20 protein-coding genes, 1 tRNA gene and 2 pseudogenes are annotated in these 25,568 nt (G+C 71.3%); 12 read left to right on the top strand and 11 right to left on the bottom strand.

Annotated features, from left to right (window positions below):
- Window positions 1-75: 75 nt before the first annotated feature.
- Window positions 76-708 carry a hypothetical protein gene (locus DEIGR_RS14575; RefSeq protein WP_153013761.1) on the bottom strand — a complete coding sequence of 211 codons (633 nt, stop codon included), beginning with the start codon at window positions 706-708 and terminating at the stop codon, window positions 76-78.
- A 191-nt stretch (window positions 709-899) separates the two neighbouring features.
- Window positions 900-975: transfer RNA gene (locus DEIGR_RS14580), tRNA-Trp, on the bottom strand.
- 322 nt (window positions 976-1,297) lie between these two features.
- Here DEIGR_RS14580 and DEIGR_RS14585 point away from each other — a divergent pair.
- The 3 genes from DEIGR_RS14585 (at window position 1,298) to DEIGR_RS14595 (ending at window position 3,717) form a co-directional block, all read left to right on the top strand.
- Window positions 1,298-2,206 carry an RIO1 family regulatory kinase/ATPase domain-containing protein gene (locus tag DEIGR_RS14585; RefSeq protein WP_058978297.1) on the top strand — a complete coding sequence of 303 codons (909 nt, stop codon included), beginning with the start codon at window positions 1,298-1,300 and terminating at the stop codon, window positions 2,204-2,206.
- A gap of 276 nt (window positions 2,207-2,482) precedes the next feature.
- Entirely contained in the window at window positions 2,483-2,866 is a 384-nt protein-coding gene (locus tag DEIGR_RS14590) for a VOC family protein (RefSeq protein ID WP_058978298.1), read from the top strand.
- Between the two features lie 23 nt (window positions 2,867-2,889).
- A complete protein-coding gene (locus tag DEIGR_RS14595; RefSeq protein WP_058978299.1) occupies window positions 2,890-3,717 on the top strand; it encodes an HpcH/HpaI aldolase/citrate lyase family protein in 828 nt (275 codons plus the stop codon).
- 562 nt (window positions 3,718-4,279) lie between these two features.
- On the opposite strand, the gene DEIGR_RS21575 is transcribed toward DEIGR_RS14595, so the two are convergent.
- From DEIGR_RS21575 to DEIGR_RS14605, 3 genes and pseudogenes are all read right to left on the bottom strand, one after another.
- Window positions 4,280-4,432, bottom strand: coding sequence for a hypothetical protein (locus tag DEIGR_RS21575; protein WP_322787164.1), 153 nt, complete (start codon window positions 4,430-4,432; stop codon window positions 4,280-4,282).
- A 117-nt stretch (window positions 4,433-4,549) separates the two neighbouring features.
- Window positions 4,550-5,523 (bottom strand): annotated as a pseudogene (locus tag DEIGR_RS21585) (M16 family metallopeptidase); the annotation flags it as partial.
- Window positions 5,516-6,805, bottom strand: coding sequence for a M16 family metallopeptidase (locus DEIGR_RS14605; protein WP_058978300.1), 1,290 nt, complete (start codon window positions 6,803-6,805; stop codon window positions 5,516-5,518). The pseudogene DEIGR_RS21585 and the gene DEIGR_RS14605, both read right to left, overlap by 8 nt.
- Before the next feature lie 112 nt (window positions 6,806-6,917).
- On the opposite strand from DEIGR_RS14605, the gene DEIGR_RS20905 reads away from it, so the two are divergent.
- Window positions 6,918-7,433 carry a M23 family metallopeptidase gene (locus tag DEIGR_RS20905; protein ID WP_058978301.1) on the top strand — a complete coding sequence of 172 codons (516 nt, stop codon included), beginning with the start codon at window positions 6,918-6,920 and terminating at the stop codon, window positions 7,431-7,433.
- A gap of 240 nt (window positions 7,434-7,673) precedes the next feature.
- On the opposite strand, the pseudogene DEIGR_RS21500 reads toward DEIGR_RS20905, so the two are convergent.
- The 5 genes and pseudogenes from DEIGR_RS21500 to DEIGR_RS14635 form a co-directional block, all read right to left on the bottom strand.
- Window positions 7,674-8,501, bottom strand: a pseudogene (locus DEIGR_RS21500) (endo-1,4-beta-xylanase); the annotation flags it as partial.
- 30 nt (window positions 8,502-8,531) lie between these two features.
- Window positions 8,532-9,593, bottom strand: coding sequence for an aldose epimerase family protein (locus DEIGR_RS14620; RefSeq protein WP_058978303.1), 1,062 nt, complete (start codon window positions 9,591-9,593; stop codon window positions 8,532-8,534).
- A gap of 19 nt (window positions 9,594-9,612) precedes the next feature.
- Window positions 9,613-10,779, bottom strand: coding sequence for a xylose isomerase (gene xylA, locus DEIGR_RS14625; protein ID WP_058978304.1), 1,167 nt, complete (start codon window positions 10,777-10,779; stop codon window positions 9,613-9,615).
- Between the two features lie 132 nt (window positions 10,780-10,911).
- Window positions 10,912-12,396, bottom strand: coding sequence for a xylulokinase (gene xylB, locus DEIGR_RS14630; RefSeq protein WP_058978305.1), 1,485 nt, complete (start codon window positions 12,394-12,396; stop codon window positions 10,912-10,914).
- Window positions 12,393-13,589, bottom strand: a complete 1,197-nt coding sequence (locus DEIGR_RS14635) for an ROK family transcriptional regulator (protein ID WP_058978306.1) — start codon at window positions 13,587-13,589, stop codon at window positions 12,393-12,395. The genes xylB and DEIGR_RS14635 overlap by 4 nt, the downstream gene beginning before the upstream one ends.
- A 380-nt stretch (window positions 13,590-13,969) precedes the next feature.
- Here DEIGR_RS14635 and DEIGR_RS14640 point away from each other — a divergent pair, with 380 nt between their 5' ends.
- The 8 genes from DEIGR_RS14640 (at window position 13,970) to DEIGR_RS14675 (ending at window position 24,896) form a co-directional block, all read left to right on the top strand.
- The gene (locus tag DEIGR_RS14640) at window positions 13,970-15,031 is read left to right on the top strand and encodes a LacI family DNA-binding transcriptional regulator (RefSeq protein WP_236704760.1); all 1,062 of its coding nucleotides are present in this window, start codon (window positions 13,970-13,972) and stop codon (window positions 15,029-15,031) included.
- A 63-nt stretch (window positions 15,032-15,094) separates the two neighbouring features.
- A complete protein-coding gene (locus DEIGR_RS14645) occupies window positions 15,095-16,342 on the top strand; it encodes an ABC transporter substrate-binding protein (protein WP_058978307.1) in 1,248 nt (415 codons plus the stop codon).
- Between the two features lie 211 nt (window positions 16,343-16,553).
- Window positions 16,554-17,480 carry a carbohydrate ABC transporter permease gene (locus DEIGR_RS14650; protein ID WP_058978308.1) on the top strand — a complete coding sequence of 309 codons (927 nt, stop codon included), beginning with the start codon at window positions 16,554-16,556 and terminating at the stop codon, window positions 17,478-17,480.
- On the top strand, window positions 17,477-18,373 hold the full coding sequence (locus tag DEIGR_RS14655) for a carbohydrate ABC transporter permease (RefSeq protein ID WP_058978309.1): 897 nt from the start codon (window positions 17,477-17,479) through the stop codon (window positions 18,371-18,373). Before DEIGR_RS14650 ends, DEIGR_RS14655 begins: the two co-directional genes overlap by 4 nt.
- Before the next feature lie 4 nt (window positions 18,374-18,377).
- On the top strand, window positions 18,378-19,637 hold the full coding sequence (locus DEIGR_RS14660) for a hypothetical protein (protein ID WP_058978310.1): 1,260 nt from the start codon (window positions 18,378-18,380) through the stop codon (window positions 19,635-19,637).
- Between the two features lie 41 nt (window positions 19,638-19,678).
- Window positions 19,679-21,055: a GH1 family beta-glucosidase gene (locus DEIGR_RS14665; protein WP_058978311.1), complete on the top strand. Its 1,377-nt coding sequence runs from the start codon at window positions 19,679-19,681 to the stop codon at window positions 21,053-21,055.
- Window positions 21,052-22,716 carry a glycoside hydrolase family 43 protein gene (locus DEIGR_RS14670; protein WP_201785756.1) on the top strand — a complete coding sequence of 555 codons (1,665 nt, stop codon included), beginning with the start codon at window positions 21,052-21,054 and terminating at the stop codon, window positions 22,714-22,716. The genes DEIGR_RS14665 and DEIGR_RS14670 overlap by 4 nt, the downstream gene beginning before the upstream one ends.
- A complete protein-coding gene (locus DEIGR_RS14675; RefSeq protein WP_058978312.1) occupies window positions 22,713-24,896 on the top strand; it encodes a glycoside hydrolase family 3 protein in 2,184 nt (727 codons plus the stop codon). Before DEIGR_RS14670 ends, DEIGR_RS14675 begins: the two co-directional genes overlap by 4 nt.
- Window positions 24,897-24,941: 45 nt before the next feature.
- Here DEIGR_RS14675 and DEIGR_RS14680 read toward each other — a convergent pair whose 3' ends face one another.
- The gene (locus tag DEIGR_RS14680; protein WP_058978313.1) at window positions 24,942-25,490 is read right to left on the bottom strand and encodes a GNAT family N-acetyltransferase; all 549 of its coding nucleotides are present in this window, start codon (window positions 25,488-25,490) and stop codon (window positions 24,942-24,944) included.
- Window positions 25,491-25,568: the final 78 nt, after the last annotated feature.

The raw sequence follows: 25,568 nt of genomic DNA on the forward strand, positions 1-25,568 counted from the left end.
CTGAACAGCGGTTGGGCAGCGGCCGGGAGGGGCGCCGCGAGCCCTGCACCCCCCGACAGCTGCACAGGCCGGTGGTTACTGGAACTTACTCAGTGTGACGCTCACGTCCTTCAGCGTGAAACCCATCGTGCAGCCCGCCAGGCCGTTGTCACTGGCGCTGATCGTCGCCATCACGCTGACCGTGTTCTGGCCGCCCGTGGTCAGGATCGAGAAGAACTTCATGGCCGTCGCCACGTCCGCCGAGACGCTCAGCTTCGTGTCCGACACGCCGTACGTGGCCCTCCCGGCCCCCTCGGACGTGCGCGTCAGCGTGAACTGCGCCGCCGCGTTCTGCGTGAAGGTCGCGCTGGCCACCGCGTCACTCGCGTCCACCTTCACGTCCCGGACCGTCACCGTGAACGCCTGCGGCTTCACGCACGCGCCCGTCACGTCGATCTGACTGAACCCCGTCCGGAACTCCAGCCCACCCGGCCTGATCCCGAACGGCAGATCCGGAATCTGAATGTCCCCGAACGGCGCACCCGCCGTGCTGTAACTCACGGTGCCCCGCACCGACTCGACGACCAGCGGCGACGACGCCACCAGCTGCTTGCCCTCCAGCCCCGCCGGGTTACTGATCGTCTGCGGCGGAATGGCCGCACCCACGATCCGGCTACAGCTCGCCAGCGACAGACCCAGCACCACGACCGACAGAACAGCACGCTTCATCATGTTCATCATGCGACTCCTTGCCCACCCATCAGGGAATGACCCGCAGTCTATGAACACCCCACCCCGGGCCGCCGGGGAAACTTCACAGCCTCCCTTCATCTCTGCCCACCGCGGACTCCTGTGACGCGGACCGCCGCGCCCGGCAAAGGATCCGCCCCCCGATCCGGAGTGGACTGAGGGGCGGTTCGTGGCGGGCCCTGTAGGACTTGAACCCACGACCTACGGTTTTGGAGACCGCCGCTCTACCAACTGAGCTAAGGACCCGTTCTCGCGCGCTTCCGCGCGGGCCTGTGCAGAGTAGCACCGACTCTCACGTCGTGCAAGGGTGCCGCCCCGGCGCCGGGCAGCCCGCAGGGGCCGTAGGCGTGATGGCCTAGCCCCCCGCGTCTTTCGTGACAGCGGCCACCTTGCCCTGCTACGCTGCACCCATCACCGAAAGGAGGTGCCAGCTATGACCGACATCACTGCAATCCAGACCGCCGCACACGGAGTCCTCGCCAACGCAACCTGGAGTGATTTTGACGCAACACCACTGGCCGCCTCTGCCTTCGGGCGCCACACCCTGCACTGACCATCGGCGGCGCCCATGAGCGCCCGCACCCACGACCCAGCCGCACAGGACTGGACCGATCAGGACTGGCTGGACGACCCCTGGACCGACTCGGGCGAATCCCGCAGGCGCGGCAGGAAGAAACCGGTCGGGCGGAGACAGCTGGCCCAGCTGACCGCCGACGAGGACAGCGAACAGGACGACGTGATCCGCCGCCTGAAGGACCTGGGCCACATCACGGAAGTCGTCGCGGAACTCAAGAGCGGCAAGGAAGCCACCGCGTACGTCGCCCGCGGCCCGCGCGGCAGCGTCCTCGTGAAGCTCTACCGCGACCTGCAGACCCGCTCCTTCAAGGACGACCGCGTGTACCGCGCCGGGCAGGTCATCCTCGACGTCCGCGCCGCCAAGGCCATGCACAACCGCACCCGCAAGGGCCTGGAGATGCTCCAGCAGGACTGGGTCCTGAGCGAGTACGCGCACCTGTGGACCCTCTGGACCGCCGGACTGAACGTCCCCGAACCCCTCGCCGGACCGCACCCCACCGCCTACGCCGACACCATCCCCGCCGTCCTCATGCGACTCATCGGCACCGAGGACCACGTCGCCCCGCGCCTCAGCGACGCGCACCTGACCCCCGAGCAGGCCCGCAGCGCCTGGGACCAGAGCCTGACCGGCATGGCCGACCTGCTGCGCCTGGGGTACGCGCACGGCGACTACAGCACCTACAACCTGCTCTGGCAGGAGGACACCGTGACCATCATTGACTTCCCGCAACTGTCGACCCGTCAGAACCCGCACTTCCGCGACCTGCTCGCCCGGGACGCCCAGAGTCTCGCCACCAGCTTCCGCAAACACGGCATTCACGCCGACGGACAGAGCGTCCTGCGGGACGTGCAGCGCCGCGCGCTGGGCCCCGCGCCCGAACCCCGCCTGCTGCTGCCCTGACCATGCCTGCCCCGCGAACGCAAGAGGGGCACCCGCGCACGCCCCGCCGGACAACTGGGGAACGCCCGGAGCACCGGGCCCAGCACCCCGCTGGAAGGAGTGCCCATGAACCGACTGCTCGTGACCGCCGCTACCCTCCTGACCCTCGCCGCCGCCAGCGGAGCCGGAGCGTCCATCAGCCAGACCTGCGACCCCGGCGAGCTCTGCCGCCTGAAATAGACCCACTCGACGCGCGCCCCCGCTCCGGCCGGGGCGCGCTGCCGTACCCTGTACGGCATGCGCGTCCTGGAAACCTGCCTGTACGTCGACGATCTGGACCGCGCCGAGGCGTTCTACAGCGGCACGCTGGGCCTGACCCTGCACGGGAAGGTCGCCGGGCGGCACCTGTTCTACCGGCTGGACGGCAGCATGCTGCTGATCTTCGACCCACGCGCCAGCGCCCAGCCGGGCGACGTCCCCCCACACGCCGGAACGCCCGGCGGGCACGCCTGCCTGACCCTTGACCCCGCCCGGACCGACGAGTGGGAAGCGAGATTGCGCGCCGCCGGACTGACCGTCACGCGGTACGCCTGGGGCGACCGGGGCGAGAGCCTGTACTTCCAGGACCCGGCCGGGAACGTGCTGGAACTCGCCCCGCCCCGCATCTGGGGCCTGAGCTGACCCCCACCCCCGATACTGAACGCATGCCCCCGGCCCACCCCCCCCGCTCCGTCCTGTACGTCCCTGGCGACAAACCCCGCGCCATCGACAAAGCCCGCACCCTGAACGCCGACGCCATCATCCTCGACCTCGAAGACGCCGTCGCCCCCGAACACAAGAGCGCCGCCCGCGACCACATCCGCCACGCCCTCCAGACCCCCTGGCCCGTCCCCGTCCTCATCCGCGTCAACGCCCTGAACACCCCCTGGGAACACGACGACCGCGAACTCGCCCTCACCGCCGGCGCGAGCGGCATCGTCCTCCCCAAAGTCGAACACGCCCACGACGCCCACGCCCTCAGCCTCGGCCTCCCCCTCTGGGCCATGATCGAAACCCCACAAGGCGTCCTGAACGCCCACCACATCGCCGCCGTGCCCGGCGTCACCACTCTCATCGTCGGCGCGAACGACCTCTCCCGCGCCCTGCGCACCCAACCCCACCCCGACCGCACCCCCCTCCTCCACGCCCTGAGCAGCGTCGTCCTCGCCGCCCGCGCCCACGGCAAAACACCACTCGACGCCGTCTACAACGACATCCGAGACATAGGCGGCTTCACGCGCGAATGCCAGCAGGGCCGCGCCCTCGGCTTCAGCGGCAAAACCCTCATCCACCCAGGCCAGATCGACGCCGCCAACCAGGCGTTCGGCGTCACCGTAGCCGAGGCGGCAGAAGCACAGGCCCTCATCGACGCGTGGGACGCCGCGCGCGCCGAAGGGAAAAGCATCGCCACGCACCAGGGAGCGCTCGTGGAACAGATGCACGTGGACGAGGCACGCGAGGTTCTCGCGCTGTACGCGGCGACGAATCGCTGATCGGTTGCGCCGTGGGGGTGCGCCTGGCGGCGGGCCTCCCCACCCCCCAGCCCCCTACCCCAGAGGGGCAGGGGGAGCAGTCGCTGCGCTGGGCAGGTATTTCTCTGGCGTTTCTCGTGGGTGACTGGCGGGGACGGCCACGTATGGGGCTGCATTCCTCCGGTGTCGCGGCGGGCGCCCCGCGCGCTGCGCGCACGACGGGCTCGGCTGCCACGACGGTTGCGGGGCAAGTCGGCTTGGTGCGTGCCGGAAGGTTCTACTTTTTCTCGCTTTGGCAAAAGCTGTCCTTTGAAAGTCGATCAGCGGATCGCTTCAAGCTGCCCTGCCAGCGACCGCAGACCACCACCGGCCGTCGTGCGCGCAGCGCGCGGGCCTACGGGGGGGCGGCAGGATGGCGTCGAAGCCGGACCCGTCACCGCCCACTGCACACACGCCGCATTGAAAGAAACTCTTGCCCAGTGCAACGGAAGCCCCCCCTGCCCCTCTGGGGTAGGGGGCTGGGGGGTGGGGAGGCCCGCCGCAGGCGCAACCCTTCCAACGGGGAATCACCCCCAGCCGAACCTCAGAGTTCCGAGATAGGCCCGAGCGCCACCACCGTCAGTCGGTCCATGGGGCACAGCCGCAGCACTTCCTGCACCTGCTCGACGGTGACGTTCTCGTAGCGTTTGACGAGGTCGTCGGTGCCCAGGGTGCGGGCGGTGGCGAGGTATTCCATGCCGAGGGTGAAGAGGCGGCCCTGGGGGGTTTCGGCGCGCAGGAGCGTGCTGACGGCGAGTTTGCGGGCGGCACGGCGGACGGCGTGGGGGGTGATGAGGGTGTGGGCGTCGCGGAGGACCTGGCGGTAGGTGGTCAGCGCCTGGGGGGCGCGGTCGGGGTCGCTGGTGAAGCCGCCTTCGAAGGTGCCGTGGTGCTGGTATTCGAGGTGGGCGAGGTCGGCGCTGTCGCAGGTGCCGGTGTCGATGAGGGTCCAGTAGAGGGCGCCGTTTTCGCCGCCGATGAGGTCGGCGAGGATGTGCGCGGCTTCGCGCAGGGGGTGGTGGGCGCTGAGGCCGGGGCTGGTGGCGGCGAGGTGGACGCGGGTGAGGTCGGGGTCGGTAAGGGTGCGGGTGTGGTCGGGCCGGGTGGGGGGGCGGGTGTCGGGGTGGGGGTGGGGGTGCCGGTGGGCCAGTCCCGCAGGTGGTGTTCGGCCCAGGTGGTGAGCTGGTGGGGGTCGAACTGGCCGGTGACGGCGAGGGTGACGCGGCGGGCGCCGTAGCGGGCCTGATGGTGGGCGCGCAGGGTGTCGGGGGTGAGGTTCGTGACGGTGTCGGTGGTGCCGAGGATGGGTTGGCCGAGGGGGTGGTCGCCCCAGTAGTCGGCGCGGAGCTGGTCGGTGACGCGGACGCTGGGCTGGTCGGCGTACATGGCGATTTCTTCGAGGATGACGCCGCGTTCGGTGTGGATGTCGTCGTCGCGCAGGGCGGGGCGCATCAGTTCGGTGAGGGTGTGGAGGAGTTCGGGGGTGTATTCGGGGAGGGTGGCGGCGTGGTAGACGGTGGCTTCTTCGCTGGTGAAGGCGTTGGCGTGCCCGCCGAGGTCGTCGAGTCGTTCGTTGAGTTCGCGGGCGCCCACTTCGTCGCTACCTTTGAACAGGAGGTGTTCGATGAAGTGGCTGGCGCCCATGTCCTGGGGGGTTTCTTCGCGGCTGCCGGTGTTGACGAAGTACCCGGCGGCGATGGTCTGGGCGTCCGGGTCGGGTTCGAGGAGGAGGGTGAGGCCGTTGGGGAGGGTGTGCTGGTGCAGTTGAGTGTGGGGCAGGTCAGGCATGGGTGGGGTCCGGGTTGAGGGTGGGGTCGCTGGGGCCGAGGGTGACGGTGGTGGCGTCCCGGGTGGGGTCGTAGGTGCTCAGGAAGTCGTTGACGTGCGTCAGGGTCAGGGCCTGGATGCTCTGGCGGAGGGTCTGGACGGAGCGGGGGCGGCCGAACAGGGCGACGTCGCGGGTGAGGGCGTGGGCGCGGCCGCGCAGGCTTTCGGCGCCGAAGATGACACTGGTGGCGAGGCCGGTGCGGGCCCGTTCGAACTCGGCGGGGGTGAGGCCCTGTGGGAGGCGGGCGAGTTCCTCGCGGAGGACCTGAAGGGTCTCGGGGGCGCGGTCGGGGGTGCTGGCGGCGTACGCGCTGAGGTAGCCGTGTCCGCCGAGGAGGATGGGGCTGGCGCTGACGGCGTAGGCGAGGCCGCGTTCCTCGCGGACGGCGTGGAACAGGCGGCTGGCGCTGCCACCGCTGAGGGCGGTCAGGGCGACCTGCCACGCCAGCCAGTGCGCGTCGCGGGGGCCGACGCCGGGCGCGGTGAGGCTGAGGTGCGTCTGCTCGCCGTCCGGGTGCGGTTCGTGCGCCTGCGCGTGGGCGTGGAAGGGCGCGGGGACGGGTTCGTCGAGGCCGGGGCGCAGACCGCCGAGGGTCCCCTCGACCAGGGCGAGGGCGTCACCGGGTTCGAGGTCGGCGACGAGGCCCAGCACACTGCCCGCCTGCCCGTAGCGGGTCAGGTGCTCCCGCACGCCCTGCGGGGTGAGGGCGTCCAGGCCCTCGGTGGTGCCGCTGGTGGGGTGCGCGTACCCGGCGTACGGGGAGGCCTGTGGGCGGGGGAAGGCGACCTGCCGGGCGCGGGTGGCGAGCCGGTCGGCGGGGCTGTCCTCCAGGCCCTCGAGGTCCTGCCGGGCGAGGTCGGTCAGGATCTCGAATTCGTCCCCGGGCAGTTCGGGGCGATTCAGGACGTCGGCGGTGAGAGCGAGCGCGGCGCGCAGGTCGGCGCGCAGGCCGCTGACGCCGATGCGGGTGGCCTCGGGGCCGACGCCGCCGCCCCGGCGCACGCCGAGGTCGTCGAAGGCGTCCTGCAGGGCGCGGGCGTCCATCCCGGCGGCACCCTTGAACAGCCATTCCTCCAGCACGCCGCCCGTGCCTTCCGCCCCGGCGGGGTCGTGGGCGCTGCCGACCGGGACGCGCAGGTCGAACGCGAACCCGGGCGTGAGGCGGCGTTCGAACACGACGGTCAGGCCGCCGGGCAGGGTCCACAGGTGGGCGGGGGAACTGGGCGGGGGGCGGACAGGCATCCGGGCAGTCTAGCGCGCGTGGGCACGCGCCTTGTGGTCGCGTTCATGGTTGGCGGCTCTGCAACTTTTGCCCGGTTCACGGCGCGGGTGCAGGCGGCATGCTGGCGGGCATATGCGCAGGGTGGTCGGGGTGATCGTGACGGTGCTGGTCCTCGCGGGGGCAGCGTACCTGCTGTGGCCGCTGATTCAGGGCGCGCAGCGCATGGCGGCGCTGATGGCCGCACCCGCTCCGGTGGCGGGCAGCCTGCCCAATCCCCTGCCGGGGCAGCGGTTCGTGGACACCTGGGGCGGGGCGCGCAGTCAGGGGCGGCGGCACGAGGGCGTGGACATCTTCGCGCCGCGCGGCACGCCGATCCGCGCCACGACGCGCGGCATGGTCGTGAACGTCGGGCCGAACAACCTGGGGGGTCGCACGGTCATGATCCTGGGCCCGGCGGGGCAGCGGCATTACTACGCGCACCTGGAGCGGTACCCGGACCTGAAACGCGGGGACTGGGTGCAGGCGGGGGACGTGGTGGGCTTCGTGGGAGACAGCGGAAACGCCAGGGGCACGCCGCCGCACCTGCACTACGGGATCTACACGGGCGGCGGGGCGATCAATCCGTACCCGCTGCTCCAGAACCGCTGACGTCAGCGTGCAGGCGTTCAGGGCGGGCCGCGCAGCGCGGCGATCAGGGCGGCGTGGGCGGGTTTGGGCCGCCCGTCGTCGTCGAACGGCAGGGGGTAGGCGGCGGCGCGCCAGGAACTCAGGTCCGTGACGCCCCACAGGGTGAAGTTGCTGCATCCGGCGGCGCGGCAGGCGGTCAGGAGGTCGTGGTACACGCGGGCCTGCCGCTTCAGGGCGTCGGGGGTGGGGGGGGCCGCGCAGGGTGACGTCCACTTCCGTGAGTTGCACGTCGAGGCCCAGGGCGCGGAAGCGCCGGAGGTTCTCGGTGACGCGGCTGGCCGTCACGTCGTACGTCTCGTCGAGGTGCGCCTGGAAGCCCACGCCGTGGATGGGCACGCCCTGCGCGAGCAGGTCCCTGAGCAGCGCGTAGATGGCGTCGCTCTTGCCGTTCATGCCGTCGGCGCTGTAGTCGTTGTAGTACAGCCGCGCCTGCGGGTTGGCGGCGTGCGCCTCGCGGAACGCGTGGGCGATGTAGTCGGGTCCGGCGACCGCGAAGGGACTGTTGGCGCGCAGGGGGTGGCCGGGGGCGTCGCTGACGGCCTCGTTCACGACGTCCCAGGTGGTGACCTGCGGGTAGTGGGTCATCAGCGCGCGGATGTGGGCGCTCATGACCTGTCGCATGCGCGCGGCGTCCCTGATCTGGTACAGCCAGCCGGGGGCGCTGTCGTGCCAGATGAGGGTATGGCCGCGCACGGCGATCCCGTGGCGGGTCGCCCAGGTCACGATCGCGTCGGACAGGCCGTACACGAAGGTGCCCTCGTTCGCCTCGGTGGCCTGCCATTTCATGGCGTTCTCGGGGGTGACGCTGCTGAACTCACGGGCGACCAGGGCGGCGTAGGCGGGGTCCTCGAACAGGGCGGCACTGACGGCCGCGCCGACGCGCAGGCCCGGTGGGGCGCTGCCTTTCAGGGTGGGGCCATTCAGGGTGGGGGCGCCGGAGTTGGAGGCACCAGGGCTGGATGCCGGGCCGCTGCCTCCGGCCAGGGCGGTGGAGAGCAGCAGCGCGGCGAGCAGGGAATGTCGTTTCATGGAACCTCCGACTGCACACCCGCCGCAGGGTCAGGTCACGCGGAAGGTGTGCACGGTGCGGGACGTGAAGGTCTGTCCGGGGTCGAGACGGGTGGTGGGGAACTGCGGCTGGTTGGGCGAGTCCGGCGTGTGCTGCGTTTCGAGGCACACGCCGGCGCGGGGGCCGTGGATGCGGCCCGCGTGCCCGGTGTGCTGGCCGTTCAGGAAGTTGGCGGTGTACAGCTGGATGGCGGGTTCGGTGGTGTGGATGTCCAGGGTGCGGCCGCTGGCGGGGTGGTGCAGGGTGGCGGCGGGGCGCAGGGTGCCGTCCTGGCCGCGCAGCAGGAGGTTGTGGTCGAAGCCGCCGGGCTGATCGGTCAGCGCGTCGCCCAGGCTTCGAGGCGTGCGGAAGTCCAGGGGGGTGCCGGTGACGTCCTGCACGGTGCCGGTGGGGATGCCGCCTGCGTGGGTGGGCGTGAAGGTGTCGGCGTGCAGCGTGAGGACGTGCGCGCCGATCCCTTCGTGCGGATCGGGGCTGAGGTTCCAGTAGGTGTGGTTGGTCAGGTTGACGTGGGTGGGCGCGTCGGTGGTCGCGCGGTATTCGATGCTCAGGGTCGGGTGGGGGTCGGCGGTCAGGTGGTACGTGACCTGCACGTGCAGGGTGCCGGGGTGCCCTTCCTCGCCGTGGGGGCTGGTGCGGGTGAACGTCACCTGCGCGCCCTCCCCCACCACCTCGGCGTGTCCGTACCAGAGGTGCAGGTCGAAGCCGCGCGGGCCGCCGTGCAGGGCGTGCGGTCCGTCGCTGGGGGTCAGGTGGACCTCCTGCCCGTTCAGCGTGTAGCGGGCCTGCGCGATGCGGTTGGCGAAGCGCCCCACGGTGCTGCCCAGGAACGGGGCGGTCTCGCGGCTGAGGTACGGTTCGGGCCGGTCGAAGCCCAGCACGACCTCGCCGGGCGTGCCGCTGCGGTCGGGGACATGCAGGCTGGTGAGGGTCGCGCCCAGGTCGGTCAGGCGGGCCTGCACGCCGCCGGGCAGCGTCAGGGTGAACTGCGTGATGGGCTGCCCGTCGGGGGCAGAGCCCCAGGGGCGGGTGTGGACGGTGGGCGTGGTCATGGGCCGAGGGTAGCGCCGCTCAGCGCACGCCGAGCAGGAGTTCCATGGTCAACTGGTCCAGCGCCTCCAGGCCTGGGCCACGCGTGCCCAGCGCGGCGCGGTCGAAGGCGTGGGCCTTCAGCGCCCCGGCGTTCGCGGGGCTGAAGGTGCCGGTCAGGGCCTCCAGTTCGGCGTCGTGCACGCGGTACGCGGCGAGGGCGGCCTGGATCTCGGCGTCCTGCGCGAAGCGCTGCACCTTCTCCCGCAGGATCAGGTAGGTGCGCATGCAGCCGCGCGCGAACGCCCACACGCCCACCTCGTCCTCGGTGCGCAGGGCGTGCGCGTCGAAGTGCTTCGGCCCGGCGTACCCGGACTCTTCCAGCAGCTTGACGAGGAAGAACGCGCCCTTGGGGTTCTCCGCACCGAAGCGCAGGTCCTGGTCGAAACGGCCCATCTTCTGGTCGTTCAGGTCGATGTGGAACAGCTTCCCGGCGTCGATGGCCTGCGCGACGGCGTGCGGGAAGCTCAGGCCCGCCATGGTCTCGTGCGCGAACTCCGGGTTCAGGCCGAACAGCTCCGGGCGGTCCAGCGTCGCGATGAAGCCCAGCGCGCTGCCGACGGTCGGCAGGAAGATGTCGGCGCGCGGTTCGTTCGGTTTGGGTTCCAGCGCGAAGCGGTACCCGTACCCCTGCGACTCGCTGTACTCGGCCAGGTAGTTCAGGCTGTCCCGGAACCAGCCCAGCGCGTCCAGCAGCTTGCCGCCGGCGTCCACCTCGGTCCCCTCGCGGCCACCCCACAGCACGTACGTGTCCGCGCCGAGTTCCGCGCCCAGGTCCATGGCGTGCATGGTCTTGCTCAGCGCGTAGGCGCGCACGCGGGCGTCGGCACTCGTGAACGCGCCGTCCTTGAACGCCGGGTCGCTGAACAGGTTCGTGGTCGCCATCGGCACGACCAGCCCATGATCCGACAGCGCCTGCTGGAACTCGCGCACCAGGGCGTCGCGCTGCGCGGCGGTCGCGTCGATCGGCACGAGATCGTTGTCGTGCAGGTTCACGCCGTACGCGCCCAGCGCCGCCAGCCTCTCCACGAGGTACGGGGCCTTCAGGACCGGGCGGGTCGCCTCGCCGAACGGATCGCGGCCCGTATTGCCGACGGTCCAGAGGCCGAACGTGAACCTGTCTGCGGGCGTGGGGGTGAAGTCAGGCATGCGGGGCTCCTTGAAGGGGTCGAGGGTCGAAGGGTCTGAGGGTCTAAAGGTCTAAGGGTCACAGGGAATGGGGCAGGGCGAGGGGGTGGAGTGCCGTTCTGGACGCTTGGACCCTCGACCCCTGGATCTCCTTCAGCCTCCGTACAGGGCGGTGCGGGCAGCGGCGTAGGCGGTCAGGGCGTCGGCCATGTCCACGGGCGGGACGGGCGGGTGGAGGTCGGGGCGGGTGGCGTCCATGGCCGCCGTCAGGTTCGGGTGGAGTCCGGCGGCGGGCATGGCGAGGATCGCCGCGCCGTGGGCCGCGCCGGGGCGGGCGCTGGTGGGATGCACGGGGAGGTTCAGGGCGCCGCTGGCGAGGCCCAGCCACAGGTCGCTGCGGGCGCCGCCCCCGGTGGAGATCAGGGTGTTCAGCGGGGCGATGGCCTGCATGACGCCGTACGCGTCGGCGAGTGCGGCGACGCTGCCCTCCAGCACGGCGCGGGTCAGGTGGGCGCGGCCGTGCGCGAGGCTCAGGCCGGTGAACGCCGCGCGGGCGTGGGGGTTCATCAGGGGACTGCGTTCGCCCGACAGGTACGGCAGGAACGTCACGCCGCCCGCACCGGGCGGGACCTGCGCGGCCTCCTCCAGCAGCGCCGCGATGGGCGTGTCGGGCGCGAGTCTCGCGTGCAGCCACTCCAGGGACCCGGCGGCCGAGAGGGTCACGCCGAGCAGGTGGTACCCGCCGTCGGCGTGCGCGAACAGGTGCACGCGGCCCTCCGGGTCGGGGGTGGGGTCGCGCAGGGGGCTGAAGATCACGCCGCTGGTGCCCAGGCTGACGCTGCCCACGTCCGGGCGGGCGCTCGACAGGCCCAGGGCGATTCCGGCGGCGGCGTTGTCCCCGCCGCCCGCGACGACCGGGAGTCCTTCGGGGAGGCCGGTCGCGGCGGCCCACTCGCGGGTCAGGGTGCCGACGACATCTGTGGATTTCACCAGGGGCGGGAACAGGTCGGGCGTCAGGTCGAGCGCACCCAGCACGTCCGCGTCCCACGCGCCGCGCGCGAGGTTCAGCGCGCCCACCCCGCTGGCGTCGCTGGGTTCGGCGGCCAGCACGCCGGTCAGCGCGAAGCCGACGTAGTCCTTGGGGATCAGCGCGTGGCGCAGCCGGGCGAAGGTGTCGGGTTCCTCGTCGCGCAGCCAGAGGATCTTCGGCAGCTGGAAGCCGGTCACGGCGCGGTTCCCGGTCCGCGCGACCAGCTCGGCGCGGGGGACGCGGGCCTCGATCTGCTCGACCTGCGCGCCGGTCCGCTGGTCGTTCCACAGCAGCGCGGGCCGCAGCACCTCGCCGTGGGCGTCCAGCGGGACGAGGCCGTGCATCTGCCCGCTGAGCCCCAGCGCGACGGGCTGCGCCTGCCCGTCCAGTGCGGCGCTCAGGTCGCGCAGCGCGGCGCGCACGCCCGCCAGCCAGTCGGCGGGGCGCTGCTCGGTCCAGCCGGGGCGGGGGGTCAGGAGGGGGTAGGGGTGGGTACTCTCGGCCAGGGTCTCGCCGCCCGCGGTGACGGCGACGGCCTTGACGCCGCTGGTGCCGACGTCCAGGCCCAGCGTGACGGGCGTGAGCGGCGAAGGTGGAGTGGGGGTCATGCGGGCTCCTGTGGGGTGTCGATCACGCGCGCCAGGACCTGCGCGGCGGCGCCCAGCGCGGGCAGGTACAGGCTGCCCTGGCGGACCGTGACGCGCGCGGGCGGCGCGGCCGGACGCCACTGCCGGGCGTGGTACACGTCCAGCGCGGGGCCCAGCACGGCGCCGTCCAGGCGGGTCAGGGCGCCGCCGATGACGATCTCGTCCGGGCCGAGGGTCTGGTGCAGGTTCACGAGCAGCTGCCCCAGCGCCTCCCCGGCGCGGCCGAGGGTGACCTGCACGGCGGCCTCGCGCAGGCGCGGCGCGAGGGCCTCGTCCAGCGGGTCGAGGACGTTCAGGTTCAGCGCGGCGCGGATCGCCCAGCCGCCCAGCAGGGTCTCGACGCAGCCGCGGTTCCCGCAGTGGCAGTACAGTCCGCCGGGCTGGATGATCGCGTGCCCGATCTCCCCGGCCAGTCCGCGTGCGCCGCGCAGGACGTGCGGGGTGCCGCTCAGGGCCGTGAAGCCCGCGCCGACGCCGCTGCCCAGGCTCACGTACGCCAGCAGTTGCGGCGGGTCGCCGGGGCGCAGGAAGCTCTCGCCGAAGGCGGCGGCGTTCGCCTCGTTGTCCAGCGTGATGGCGCCTGCGGGCAGGGTGGCGGGCAGGTCGGGCGCGGCGCGCAGCAGGTCCAGGAAGGGCACGTCGTCCCAGCCGAGGTTCGGGGCGTACAGGACGCGCGTGCCGTCCGGGCTGACCGGGCCGGGCAGGGCCACGCCCAGCCCCAGCAGCTCGCGGCCCTGCGTGGCGGGGTCTTGCAGCAGCTGCCCGCACAGCTGCGTGACGGTGTGCGCGGCGGCCTGTGGGGTGGTGGTGGGGGTGCGGGTCTCGGCGCGGGCCAGGACGGTGCCGCGCAGGGTGGTGGCGACGGCGCGTGCGCCGAGCACGCCGATCTCTGCGCCCAGGAGGACGTGCCGGGCTTCCCCGAGGTGCAGTTCGCGGCCCGGGCGTCCGGCGGGGCCGGGGCGGGCGTGGCCCTCGCTGAGCCAGCCGCCGTCCAGCAGGGTCGTGACGAGGCTGCCGACGGTGACCTTGGTCAGGCCGCTGTGGGCGGCGAGTTCGGCGCGGCTGAGGCCGGGGTGGGTGCGCAGCAGGTGCAGCACGCGGGCGCGGTTGAGGTGTTTCAGGTACGGCTGGTCGCCGCCGGGGGTGGGGGGCATCGGTCCTCGCTTTAGTTAGTTGGTTTAACGAAGTGCAGCGTAGCCGGATTGTCCCCGGGGTGTCAAGTTTTCGGCCTCACCACGCTGCAGGGCATAGTTTTCCATGAACTCAACCGATTCAGTCTCCCGGGCACGGATTGTTCACCGCGCAGCCATATTTAGTTCTTCTAACCAATCATCGGCCCTCGCGGAAGCATTTCCACGCGCTGCCTCGGCACACCCGGCGGCGAAAGGAGGCTGGGCAGGTGCAATTCGGCCCGCGCGGCACCGTAATACCCGCCCGATCACCTGTTGACAGCGCTTTCAGGCAGGAGTACGCTCCGGGCATCTCAATCACCTCTTCACGAAGCAGGCAACCGGCCTGACTTGCAGGAGCACCCATGATGGAAGCAGTCACCCTGGCGCAGGTGGCGCGGGAGGCGGGCGTGTCGCCCAGCACCGTGTCACGCATTCTGAACGGCACGGCCAACGTGACGCCAGAAAAACGCGCCCGTGTCGAATCCGTCATCACCCGCCTGAACTACCGCCCCAACCCGCAGGCGCAGGCCCTGGCCGGCGGGCGCAGCCTGACCATCGGCGTGATCACCCCCACCCTGAACTCCACCTTCTACGGCGAGGCGCTGGCCGGGATCGAGGCGGCCCTGAACGACACGCCGTACCACCCGATCGTGATCAGCGGCCAGTGGCGCACCGAGCGTGAGCAGGAGGCGCTGGACCTGCTGCTGGCCCGCCGGGTGGACGCCGTGATCATGATGGGCGGCATCCTCGACGACCAGATCCTGACGCACGTGGCGCGGCGCGTGCCGCTGATCGCGGTGGGGCGCGACGTGCGCGGCCTGGATCACAGCTGCATCGTGCTGGACAACACCAAGGCCATGCAGCAGGTCGCCCGGCACCTGCTCGCGCTGGGGCACCGCCAGTTCGCGTACATCAGCGGCGCCGAGCGGCAGCAGGACGCCATGGAACGCCGCGTGGCCTTCCTGGACTGCCTGGACGCGCACGGCGTGAGCATCCCGCCCGAACTGATCCAGATGGGCCGCTACACCGAGGAAGGTGGCCTGGAGGCCGCCGAGGCGATCCTGAACACGGGGCTGCCGTTCACGGCGCTGGTGTGCGCCAACGACCAGATGGCGCTGGGCGCGCGCCTGGCGCTGTACCGCCGCGGTGTGAGTGTCCCCGGGGACGTGTCCCTGACGGGCTTCGACGACGTGTTCACCTCGTCGCTGATGACGCCGCCGCTGACGACCGTGCGGCAGGCGATCTACGACATCGGCCTGACGGCGGCCCGCGAGGCGCTGAACCTGCTCGACGGTCAGCCGGTCGTCCGGCAGGTCTTCGAGCCTGAACTGATCATCCGTGAATCCACGGCTCCCCCGGCGTCCCCGCGTCCGGCGGGCCGCGTCCGGCGGGGGGTGACGGCCATGAGCACCCCGGATGGCTGAGCGTCACCCACACCCGACCCGCACTCACTTTGAAAGCGCTTTCAATCCGACCTGGAGGTCACCATGAAGAAATCCGCCGCGTTCGCCCTCGCCACCGCCCTGCTGCTCGGCACCGCCCACGCCCAGGAGAAAGTCACCCTGACCGTCGCCGCCTTCCCCAGCCTGGACAGCGCCATCAAAGCCATCCTGCCCGCCTGGACCAAACTGCACCCCAACGTCACCATCAACCTCCAGGCGCAGCAGTTCGCCGACCACCACAACGCCATGACCACCGCCCTCGCCACCGGCCAGGGTCTCCCCGACGTCATGGCCATCGAGATCGGCTACGTCGGCAAGTTCGCCGAAGGCCAGGGCCTGGAGAACCTGAACAGCGCCCCCTACAACGCCGCGCAGTACAAGAAACTGTTCACGCCCTTCACCATCGCGCAGGCCACCAGCGCCGACGGCCGCTTCATCGCCATGCCCACCGACATCGGCCCCGGCACCTTCTTCTACCGCAAGGACGTGCTCGACAAGGCCGGCGTGAACCCCCTGACCATGCAGAGCAGCTGGGAAAACTACATCGCCAGCGGCAAGAAGATCAAGCAGAAGACCGGCGCGTACCTCGTGAACACCGCCGCCTCCGTGTACAACCTCGTCATCCGCACCAACCTCAAGTCCGGCGAGGGCATCTACTTCGACAAGCAGAACACCCTGCTCGTCGGGCCCGACAACGCCCGCTTCGTGCGCGCCATGACCCTCGCCAAGCAGGTCCGCGACGCCGGCCTGGACGCCAAGATCGGCGAGTGGAGCAACGAGTGGTACGACGCTTTCAAGAAAGGCACCGTCGCCACGCAGTTCAGCGGCGCGTGGCTGCAGGGCGCCCTGCAGAACTGGATGGCGCCCGACACCAAGGGCCTGTGGCGCGTGCAGAACCTCCCCGAGAAGGGCTTCGCCTCCTGGGGCGGCAGCTTCTACGCCGTGCCCAGCAAGGCCAAGAACAAGCAGTGGGCCTGGGAATTCATCAAGTTCATGACCCTGAACCAGGGTTCGCAGATCACCGCCTTCAAGGACAACGGCGCCTTCCCAGCGCTGATCGCCGCGCAGAAGGACAAGGCCTTCAGCGAACCCGTCGAGTTCCTCGGCGGCCAGAAGGCCCGCGTGCTGTGGCGTGACGCCGCCGCCAAGACCCAGCCCATCGACGTGAACAAGTACGACTCGATCGCCGACCAGATCCTCCAGACCGAACTGACCAACGTCCTCGAACAGGGCAAGGACGTCAAGCAGGCGCTCGCCGACGCCCGCGCCCAGATCGCGCGCCGCGCCCGCTAAGACGGACTCCGATTGAATGGCTGATACAGCCGTTCAATCCGAGCGGATGCGAGGAGGAGAGAAACGGATTCCGGATATGGAGTTGACAGATCGGAACGCCACCGATCTGTCAACGAAATAAACGGAATCCGTATACGACCCCACGCCCCGAGGGGACGCGCGCCGGCCACCGCCGGTCGGCGCGCCCCCCACATTCACGCAAGGACCCGCCATGTCACAGCGAGCCGCTCCCCGCACCTGGAGCTACACGCGTTTTCAGCAGCGCTTCGCGCCGTACCTGTTCGTCAGCCCCTTTTTCATCCTGTTCGCCATCTTCGGCCTGTTCCCGCTGATCTTCAGCCTGTTCCTGGCCTTCCACCTGTGGAGTCCCCTCGACGGCGTCGGCAACTGGAAATTCGTGGGCTTCGAGAACTTCCAGCTGGCCCTGGGGCCCACGGACATGTTCTGGAAATCCCTGAAGAACACCGTCTGGATCGGCCTGCTGTCCGGCATTCCGCAGCACCTCGTGGCGCTGCCGCTGGCATTCATCATCCACCACAGCCTGCGCCGCTTCCAGGGCACGTTCAGCACCATCTTGTTCCTGCCGTACATCACGAACGCCGTGGCGATCGCCATCGTGTTCGCCACGCTGTACTCCGAACGGCTGGGCATCCTGAACTACCTGGGCGGGCAGCTGGGCCTGGACCCCGTGCGCTGGCTGGGCGACCCGAACCTCGTGCCGTACTCGGTCGCGGCCGTGGTGTTCTGGCGCTACGTGGGGTGGAACACCGTGCTGTACCTCTCGGGCCTGCAGGCCATCAGCGAGGACGTGTACGAGGCCGCCACCGTGGACGGCGCCAATGGGTGGCAGAAATTCTGGTACATCACGCTGCCGCTGCTGCGGCCCATGATGTTCTACGCCTTCACCCTGACCATCGTGGGCAGCATGCAGCTGTTCGAGGAACCGTTCATGCTCCTCAACGACGGCGGCGGCAGCGGCGGCGCTGGCCTGACGAGTGCCATGCACATCTTCAACACCGCCTTCCGCGACCTGGACATGGGCTACGCCAGCGCCATGAGCTGGCTGCTGTTCCTGGCGATCTTCACGCTGAGCATGCTGAACAACTACCTGTTCTCCCGCGACGGAGGCAACCGATGACCACCACCCCCGCGCAGCGCGCCGCGCCCGGCCCCCGACCCCGCCGCGCCCGGCTGCCCTGGCAGCGCGTGCCCATCTGGGCGCTGATGCTGCTGGCGTGCTTCCTGTCGGTCGTGCCGTTCTACCTGATGTTCGTGTGGGCCTCGCACCCCAGCGCGGAGGTCTTCACCTTCCCGCCGCACCTGTGGTTCGGGGACGCCTTCGCCCGCAACTGGCAGGGCCTGATGCAGGTCACGGACGGGCAGGCGCCCCGGCAGTTCTGGAACTCGCTGTACATCGCGCTGGTGTCCACGCTGACCACGCTGTTCTTCTGCTCGCTGGCCGGGTACGCCTTCGCCATGTACGACTTCCGGGGCAAGGCGGCGCTGTTCGCGTTCATCCTGGGCACCATGCTCATCCCGCCGCTGGTGATGGACATTCCCAGCTTCCTGGTCATGAACAACGTCCTGGGCTGGGTGGGTGAGCCGCGCGCGCTGTGGGTGCCGGGCATGGCGAACGCCTTCGGGATCTTCCTGATGCGGCAGTACATCATGTCGGCCCTGCCGCGCGAACTGATCGAGGCGGCCCGCATGGACGGCGCGACCGAGTTCGGCATCTACCGTCAGGTGGTCCTGCCGCTGATCCGCCCGATCCTGGCCACGCTGGGCGTCGTGACGTTCGTCGGCGCGTGGAACAACTTCAAGGGCGCGCTGATCATGAAACTCAGCGAGCCCGACACCATGACGCTGCCGCTGAGCCTGCGCCGCCTGGGCGGCGGGGCCACGAACGTGAACGTCGACTGGGGCGCGATCATGATGCTGGTCGTCATCACGGTCATTCCGCTGCTGATCGTGTTCCTGCTGGCCAGCCGTCAGGTGATCAGCGGCCTGACGAGCGGCGCGGTCAAGGACTGAAGCCGTGCGCCGCGCCCTGCCCGCCCTGACCTTCGCCCTGGCCGCCCTGGCCGGGGCGGGGCGGGCGGTGAACGTCACGCCCGCCCCCGGTGAAGGCCGCCCCCTGGACGGACCGCTGCTGGGTGGGCCGGGCTTCAACCTGGGGAACTGGATGCCGGTCGTGGAAGCGCTCCCCGAACTGCGCGCCCTGCGGCCCGCGCTGCTGCGCTGGCCCGGCGGGAACATCGGGGACGAGAACGACCTGACCCGCGCCGCGCTGCAGACCCTGAAGACCAACTGGACGCTGCTGGGGCAGCCGGACCTGATCGTGCAGACCCGCGTGTTCACGCGCGGCGGCGTGGGCCGCGCCGCGCCCGGGGACGCCGCGCAGGCCGTGCGGGACGCCCGCGAGCTGGGCCTACGCGTGGCGTACTGGGAGATCGGGAACGAACCCGACCTGTACGCCACGAACCGCAACGACCCGGGCTGGACGCCCGCGAAATACTGCGCCACCGCCCGTGCCCAGCGCGCGGCGATCCTGGCCGCAGACCCGCAGGCGCGCATTGCCGGGCCCGCCACGAGCAACCCCGGCGCGTTCCTGGACGAGGTGCTGCGCGGGTGCGCGGACGCCTTCGATCTGGTCACGTACCACCTGTACCCCACCGACGGCGGCGCGACCGACGAGGCTGCCCTGGCGAGCATCGAGCGCGTGACCGGCAGCGTGGCGCACCTGCGCGGGCTGTGGGCCGACCCGGCCACCAACCCGACCGCGCAGGGCCGACCGCTGAATCTGGCCGTGACCGAGTTCGCGCTGTCGTGGCGCACCGACCGCGCCCGGCACCTCAGCGACGCGCTGGGCGGCCTGTGGGCCACCGAGGCCACGCTGCGCTTCCTGGAGGCCGGCGTCCGCCCTGCGTACTTCGCGCTGATGGGCGTCGGGAACCACGGGCTGCTGGACGATGCGGCCTTCCCGCGCTTCGGGTACGGCGCGCTGCGCGAGGCCGCCCAGTTGCGTGGCCAAAGCTTCCCCGTGACCGGCGACGACCCGCGCGTGTGGCTGCACGCCGCCACCGACGGCGACCGCTTGACCCTGCTGGCCCTGAACACGGGCGCCGCGACCCTGCCGCTGACCCCGCAGCTGGACGGCTGGCAGCTCATCGGCGCGAAGACCGTCACCCCGGCGGGCGTGGACGCGGACCGCTTCCCCACCGCGCTGAACCTCACCCTGCCGCTGACGCTGGCGCCCCAGAGCGTCACGCGCGTCGTGTTCCGGCGCGCACCCTGACCCGCACCTCTCCCCTCCCCCACCTGCACTGGAGTTCTGCCATGACCAACCGCATTCCTGATCCTGCCCGTTTCCCCGCCCGTTTCACCTGGGGGGTCGCCACGAGTTCCTACCAGATCGAGGGCGCCCCCCGCGAGGACGGCAAGGGCCCCAGCATCTGGGACACCTTCTGCCGCACGCCCGGCAAGGTCCGGGGCGGGGACACCGGCGACGTCGCCTGCGACCACTACCACCGCCTGGACAGCGACCTGGACATGATCCGCGACCTGGGCGTGAACGCGTACCGCTTCAGCATCTCCTGGCCGCGCATCCTGCCACACGGGCGCGGCGCGGTGAACCAGGCGGGCCTGGACTTCTACCAGCGGCTCGTGGACGGGCTGCTCACGCGCGGCATCACGCCCTGGGCGACGCTGTACCACTGGGACCTCCCGCAGACCCTGGAGGACGAGGGCGGCTGGACCGTGCGCGGCACCGCCGAGGCCTTCGGGACGTACTCGGCGGTCGTCGCGGCGGCGCTCGGGGACCGCGTGCGGCACTTCATCACGCTGAACGAACCGTGGTGCTCGGCGTACCTGGGCTACGGCATCGGCATTCACGCGCCGGGCCGGCACGACCTGCGGGCCAGTTTCGCCGCCACGCACCACCTGCTCGTCGGGCACGGGCGGGCCATGCAGGCCATCCGCGGTCAGGCGCCGGGCGCGCAGGCAGGCATCACGCTGAACCTCCACCACACGTACCCCGCGACGGACACGCCCGCGGACCGCGCCGCCGCGTACCGCATGGACGGCTTCCAGAACCGCTGGTACCTGGACCCGGTGTACGGGCGCGGCTACCCGCAGGACATGGTGGACCTGCTGGGCGACCTGAGCCCGCAGGCGCAGGGCCTCGTGCTGCCCGGCGACACGGAACTGATGGGCCAGCCCACCGACTTCCTGGGCGTGAACATGTACTCGCGCGCGGTGGGGCAGGACGCGCCCGGCGAGGGGTTCCTGCACGCCCGGCAGATCCGCCCCGAGGGCAGCGCGTACACCGGCTTCGACTGGGAGGTCGCGCCGGACAGCCTGACCGACCTGCTCGTGCGCCTGCAGGAGGACTACGCGCCGGACGCGATCTACATCACCGAGAACGGCAGCACCTACCCGGACGTCGCGGACGAGGACGGGAACGTGAACGACCTGGAACGCACCCAGTACCTCACCGAGCACCTCGCGGCGACGCAGGAGGCCCTATCTCGCGGCGCGAAGGTCGCCGGGTACTTCGCGTGGTCGCTGATGGACAACTTCGAGTGGGCCGAGGGGTACGACAAACGCTTCGGAATCGTGCACGTGGACTTCGACACGCAGGTCCGCACGCCGAAACTGTCGGGGCGCACGTACCGGGACTTCCTGGCGCGCGCGGGGCAGGCGGTCGGCGCGTGACGGACACCCTCGCGGCGGCCCAGTCCAGCACGGGAAGCGCCCCGGCGCCCGCCACGGTGCCCACCACGGCGACGGTCACGAACCCGGTCCTGCCGGGGTTCCACCCGGACCCCAGCCTCCTGCGGGTCGGGGAGGACTACTACCTGGCGACGAGCACCTTCCAGTGGTATCCGGGCGTGGCGATCTACCACTCGCGGGATCTGGTGCACTGGCGACTGGCGGCGCGCCCGCTGGCGCGGCTGTCGCAGCTGGACATGCGCGGGAACGCCGATTCGGGCGGCATCTGGGCGCCGTGCCTGTCGCACGACGGCGAGGCGTTCCACCTGATCTACACCGACGTCAAGAGCTGGGGCGTGGGCGAGCCGTTCAAGGACAGCCACAACTATCTGGTGACCGCCCCTGAGATCGAGGGGCCCTGGAGTGAGCCGGTGTACCTGAATTCCAGCGGCTTCGACCCCAGCCTCTTCCACGACGTCGCCGAGGGCGGGGACGGGCGCAAGTGGCTGCTGAACATGCTCTGGGACCACCGCGCGGGCCGCAACCCCTTCGCGGGGATCGTGGCGCAGGAGTACAGCCCGGCCGAGGGGCGGCTGGTGGGGCCGCGCACGACCATCTTCACCGGAACGGACCTGAAGGTCACGGAAGGCCCGCACGTCTATAAGAAGGACGGCTGGTATTACCTGCTGACCGCCGAGGGCGGCACGAGCTGGGAGCACGCCGTCACGCTGGCCCGCTCGCGCGAGCTGCTCGGGCCGTACGAGGTGCACCCGCACAACCCGCTGCTCACGGCGGTGGACGACCCGGGCCTGCCCATCCAGAAGTCCGGGCACGCCAGCCTGACCGACACCCCGGACGGGCGGTGGGTGATGGCGCACCTGTGCGGTCGCCCCGTGACGCCGCGCGGCGAGTGCCCGCTGGGCCGCGAGACGGCGCTGCAGGGCCTGGACTGGCCGGGGGGCGAGTGGCCGCGCCTGACGGGTGGCGGGCACCACCCGGCATTGCACGCGACGCTGCCCGCGCTGCCGCCGAACTCCTGGCCGGAGGTGCCCGCCCGCGACGACTTCCGGGACGAGGCGCTGCGGCCCGAGTGGCTGACGCTGCGGGTGCCCGCCGCCGAACTGGGTGTGCGCCTGGAGGAGGGCGGGCTGGTCCTGCCGGGCCGCGAGGCGCTGATGAGCCGTCATCACGTGGCGCTGGTGGGCCGCCGCCTCCAGAGTCTGCACGGGCGGCTGCGGACCGAGCTGAGTGTCGATCCGCGTGACTTCCAGCAGATGGCGGGCGTGTGCGCGTACTACGACAGCCGCAACTGGGTGTACGCGCGGGTCAGCCGGGACGAGGCGGCGGGGCGCGCGCTGAACGTCACGAGCTGCGAGAACGGCGTGTACCGCGAGCACCTGAGCCATGACGTCCCCGTGGGGGAATCAGGTCGCGTGGGTCTGGAAGTCCGCTACAGCGGCGACACCTTCGGCTTCGCGTATCAGGTGGCGGGGGGCGGGTGGACGCCGGTCGGCCCGGAATTCAGCGCGGGCCTGCTGAGCGACGAGCACTGCGGCGGCCTGAGCTTCACCGGGACGTTCCTGGCCCTGACCTGCCAGGATCTCAGCGGCGAGCGGCGCGAGGCGACCTTCCACTGGGCCGAGTACACCGAGGGAGACGCGTGAAGCGCACCCTGCTGGCCCTGCTGACCGCTGCGCTGGCCGCGCACGCCGGTGCCCTGACCAGTCAGGCGGCGGCCGAGGCGCAGGCCCGCGCGATCCTGCCCCGCCTGACCCTGGACGACAAGATCGGGCAGGTGAGCATGGCGCACGTGTTCCGCTTCACCGAGGGGGGCCGCAGCGCGCCCATCCGCGCGGATGCGGACGCCACCTTCCGCGCCCTGCAGCCCGGCACGCTGCTGAACGGCGGCGGGGACGCGCCGCAGCCGAACACGCCGCGCGGCTGGGCGGACTTCCTGGCCCGCCTGGACGCACTGGGCCGCGCGAACAACCCCCAGGGCCTCCCGGCGGTGTTCGGCACGGACGCGGTGCACGGCGTGAACAACGTCCCCGCCGCGACCCTGTACCCGCACAACCTGGGCCTGGGCGCGGCGTTCGACCCGGCCCTGACGCGCGAGGTGGCCCTGGCGACCGCGCAGGACCTGCGCGCCCTGAACATGGGCTGGACGTTCGCGCCGGTCGCGGACGTGGGCCGTGACCCCCGCTGGGGCCGCTACTACGAGACGTTCGGGGAGTCCCCGTGGCTGGTCGCGGATCAGGTGGAGGCCAGCGTGGACGGCCTGCAATCGGGTGGGGTGGCCGCCACGCTGAAGCACTTCGCGGGGTACGGGCTGCCCAGTCTGGGGATGGACCGCGCGAACGCCGAGATCAGCGCCCGTGCCATGCACGAGGTGGTCCTGCCGCCCTTCCGCGCGGGCATCCGCGCCGGGGCGCTGAGCGTCATGGCGAACAGCGGCAGCGTGAACGGCGTCCCCGTGCACGCCTCGCGCACGCTGCTGACGGATGTGCTGCGCGGCGAACTGGGCTTCGGGGGCCTGCTCGTCAGCGACTGGAACGACATCGAGCGGTTGATCACGACCTACCGCACCCACACCGATCTGGTGCGGGCGGCGGCGGCCAGCGTGAACGCGGGCATCGACGTGTACATGGTCCCGAACAGCGTCGAGGCGTACCAGAACGCCCTGCGGGAGGCCGTGCAGACCGGGCTGGTCAGCGAGGCCCGACTGGACGAGGCGACCCTGCGCGTCCTGACCTTCAAGGCCCGCCTGGGGCTGCTCGACGCCCCACTGGCGGGCAGCGGCGTGCTGAACGACCACCGCGACCTCGCCCGGCGCGCGGCGGCGGCCACCCTGACACTGCTGGAGAACCCGGCGGGCACCCTCCCGATCCGTAAAGGCCGCGTGCTCGTCACCGGACCCGCCATGGACAGCGCCGCCATCCAGCTGGGCGGCTGGAGCGTGAACTGGCAGGGCGTCGGGAAGGGCAACGTGCCGGACGTGCCGAAGGTCGCCACGCTGGCCCCCGCGCTGAAGGCGGCGGCCCCGGCGGGCGTGACCGTCAGCGCCCTGCCGGAGACCAAACGTCCACAACTGCTGACCGCCGCGAAGGGCGTGGACGTGATCGTCGTCGCGGTCGGCGAGGCGCCCGGCGCGGAATCCCAGGCGAACAACCCCGCGCTGAGCCTGCCGGACGGGCAGATCACGCTGCTGCGCGACCTGCTCGCCACCGGCAAACCCGTCGTAGCGGTCCTGATGGCCGGGCGGCCCCTGCTCCTCCCCAGTGACATCCAGTCGCGCCTCGCCGGGCTGGTCATGGCGTACCTGCCGGGCACGCAGGGCGGCGCCGCCCTGGCCGACGCGCTGTACGGCCGCGCGGGCTTCCCCGGCCGCCTGCCGTTCACGTGGCCGGACAGCCTGACCCAGGTGGGCCTCTGGAGCGACCGCCCCGCCGAGGGCGCCGGCGAGACGCCCCTGCCGCTGTACCCGCTCGGGTACGGCCTGGACTACACGACCAGCGTCGCCCGGGACCTGACCGTCACCCCCGCCCCGGACGGCGTGACCGCGCAGGCCACCCTGACGAACACCGGCGAGCAGGCAGGCACCGTGACGGTCCTGCTGCGCGCGGGCCTGCCCGCCAGCGGCGCCCTGCAGGCCGTGTCGCGCCCGGTCGGGGTGCTGCGCGCCACGCTGAAACCCGGCGAGAGCCGCGCCGTACAGATCACCGTCCCCCACGAACGCCTGAGCAGCTGGGTCGGCGACGCCTACGGCCCAGGCACGTGGCAGCTCCTGCCCGGGCAGTACACGCTGAGTGCCGGGGACGGCAAGGCGACCCTCAGCCTGCCGTGAAGACGGACGGAGGCGGCCCCCAGGCGATGCGGGGGTCGCCTCCGCCTAGCGGTTCAGCAGCGCGGCCCGCACCTGAGGCCATTCCTCCGCAATGATCGAGTACATCACCGTGTCGCGCTGCGTGCCGTCCGGGCGGGGCATGTGCTGGCGCAGCACGCCCTCGCGGGTCGCGCCGAGGCCCTCGATGGCGCGCTGGCTGCGGGTGTTCAGGATGTCGGTCTTGATCTCCACGCGCAGCATGCCCATCTGGCCGAAGGCGTGGTCGAGGAGCAGGCGTTTGAAGGTGCGGTTGGCGGGTGTGCGCATGAATGCCGGGGCCAGCCAGGTGCTGCCGATCTCCAGACGGCGGTGTCCCGGGCGCATCTCCATGAAGCGGGTGGCCCCGGCCAGTTCGCCGTTCACGAGCTTCACGAACGGCATCTGGTCGTCCGCGTCCAGCGCGCCGGTGTAGTAGCGCTCCTGGGTGGGGAAGGTGCCCATGCGGGCGTACTCCTCTTCGTGCGCGGCGGCCAGCGCCAGCAGCGGCGCGGTGTCCGCCTCTTGTAGGGGGCGCAGGGTGTACGGGCCGTCTACCAGGGTGAGGGCGTGGCGCATGGCATCACTGTATGGGGCGGAGTGGATGGCGCGAACAGACGGGGGCCACCGGACCCGTCTGCCCCGGTGGCCCCCGTC

Origin of the sequence: Deinococcus grandis (assembly GCF_001485435.1) — a bacterium.
GTDB lineage: Bacteria > Deinococcota > Deinococci > Deinococcales > Deinococcaceae > Deinococcus > Deinococcus grandis.

What these genes read in the sequence shown, in the direction of transcription:
- DEIGR_RS14575 (WP_153013761.1), bottom strand. Translation starts at nt 708, where the DNA reads ATGAAGCGTGCTGTTCTGTCGGTCGTGGTGCTGGGTCTGTCGCTGGCG.
- DEIGR_RS14585 (WP_058978297.1), top strand. Translation starts at nt 1,298, where the DNA reads ATGAGCGCCCGCACCCACGACCCAGCCGCACAGGACTGGACCGATCAG.
- DEIGR_RS14590 (WP_058978298.1), top strand. Translation starts at nt 2,483, where the DNA reads ATGCGCGTCCTGGAAACCTGCCTGTACGTCGACGATCTGGACCGCGCC.
- DEIGR_RS14595 (WP_058978299.1), top strand. Translation starts at nt 2,890, where the DNA reads ATGCCCCCGGCCCACCCCCCCCGCTCCGTCCTGTACGTCCCTGGCGAC.
- DEIGR_RS21575 (WP_322787164.1), bottom strand. Translation starts at nt 4,432, where the DNA reads ATGGAATACCTCGCCACCGCCCGCACCCTGGGCACCGACGACCTCGTC.
- DEIGR_RS14605 (WP_058978300.1), bottom strand. Translation starts at nt 6,805, where the DNA reads ATGCCTGTCCGCCCCCCGCCCAGTTCCCCCGCCCACCTGTGGACCCTG.
- DEIGR_RS20905 (WP_058978301.1), top strand. Translation starts at nt 6,918, where the DNA reads ATGCGCAGGGTGGTCGGGGTGATCGTGACGGTGCTGGTCCTCGCGGGG.
- DEIGR_RS14620 (WP_058978303.1), bottom strand. Translation starts at nt 9,593, where the DNA reads ATGACCACGCCCACCGTCCACACCCGCCCCTGGGGCTCTGCCCCCGAC.
- xylA (WP_058978304.1), bottom strand. Translation starts at nt 10,779, where the DNA reads ATGCCTGACTTCACCCCCACGCCCGCAGACAGGTTCACGTTCGGCCTC.
- xylB (WP_058978305.1), bottom strand. Translation starts at nt 12,396, where the DNA reads ATGACCCCCACTCCACCTTCGCCGCTCACGCCCGTCACGCTGGGCCTG.
- DEIGR_RS14635 (WP_058978306.1), bottom strand. Translation starts at nt 13,589, where the DNA reads ATGCCCCCCACCCCCGGCGGCGACCAGCCGTACCTGAAACACCTCAAC.
- DEIGR_RS14640 (WP_236704760.1), top strand. Translation starts at nt 13,970, where the DNA reads ATGATGGAAGCAGTCACCCTGGCGCAGGTGGCGCGGGAGGCGGGCGTG.
- DEIGR_RS14645 (WP_058978307.1), top strand. Translation starts at nt 15,095, where the DNA reads ATGAAGAAATCCGCCGCGTTCGCCCTCGCCACCGCCCTGCTGCTCGGC.
- DEIGR_RS14650 (WP_058978308.1), top strand. Translation starts at nt 16,554, where the DNA reads ATGTCACAGCGAGCCGCTCCCCGCACCTGGAGCTACACGCGTTTTCAG.
- DEIGR_RS14655 (WP_058978309.1), top strand. Translation starts at nt 17,477, where the DNA reads ATGACCACCACCCCCGCGCAGCGCGCCGCGCCCGGCCCCCGACCCCGC.
- DEIGR_RS14665 (WP_058978311.1), top strand. Translation starts at nt 19,679, where the DNA reads ATGACCAACCGCATTCCTGATCCTGCCCGTTTCCCCGCCCGTTTCACC.
- DEIGR_RS14680 (WP_058978313.1), bottom strand. Translation starts at nt 25,490, where the DNA reads ATGCGCCACGCCCTCACCCTGGTAGACGGCCCGTACACCCTGCGCCCC.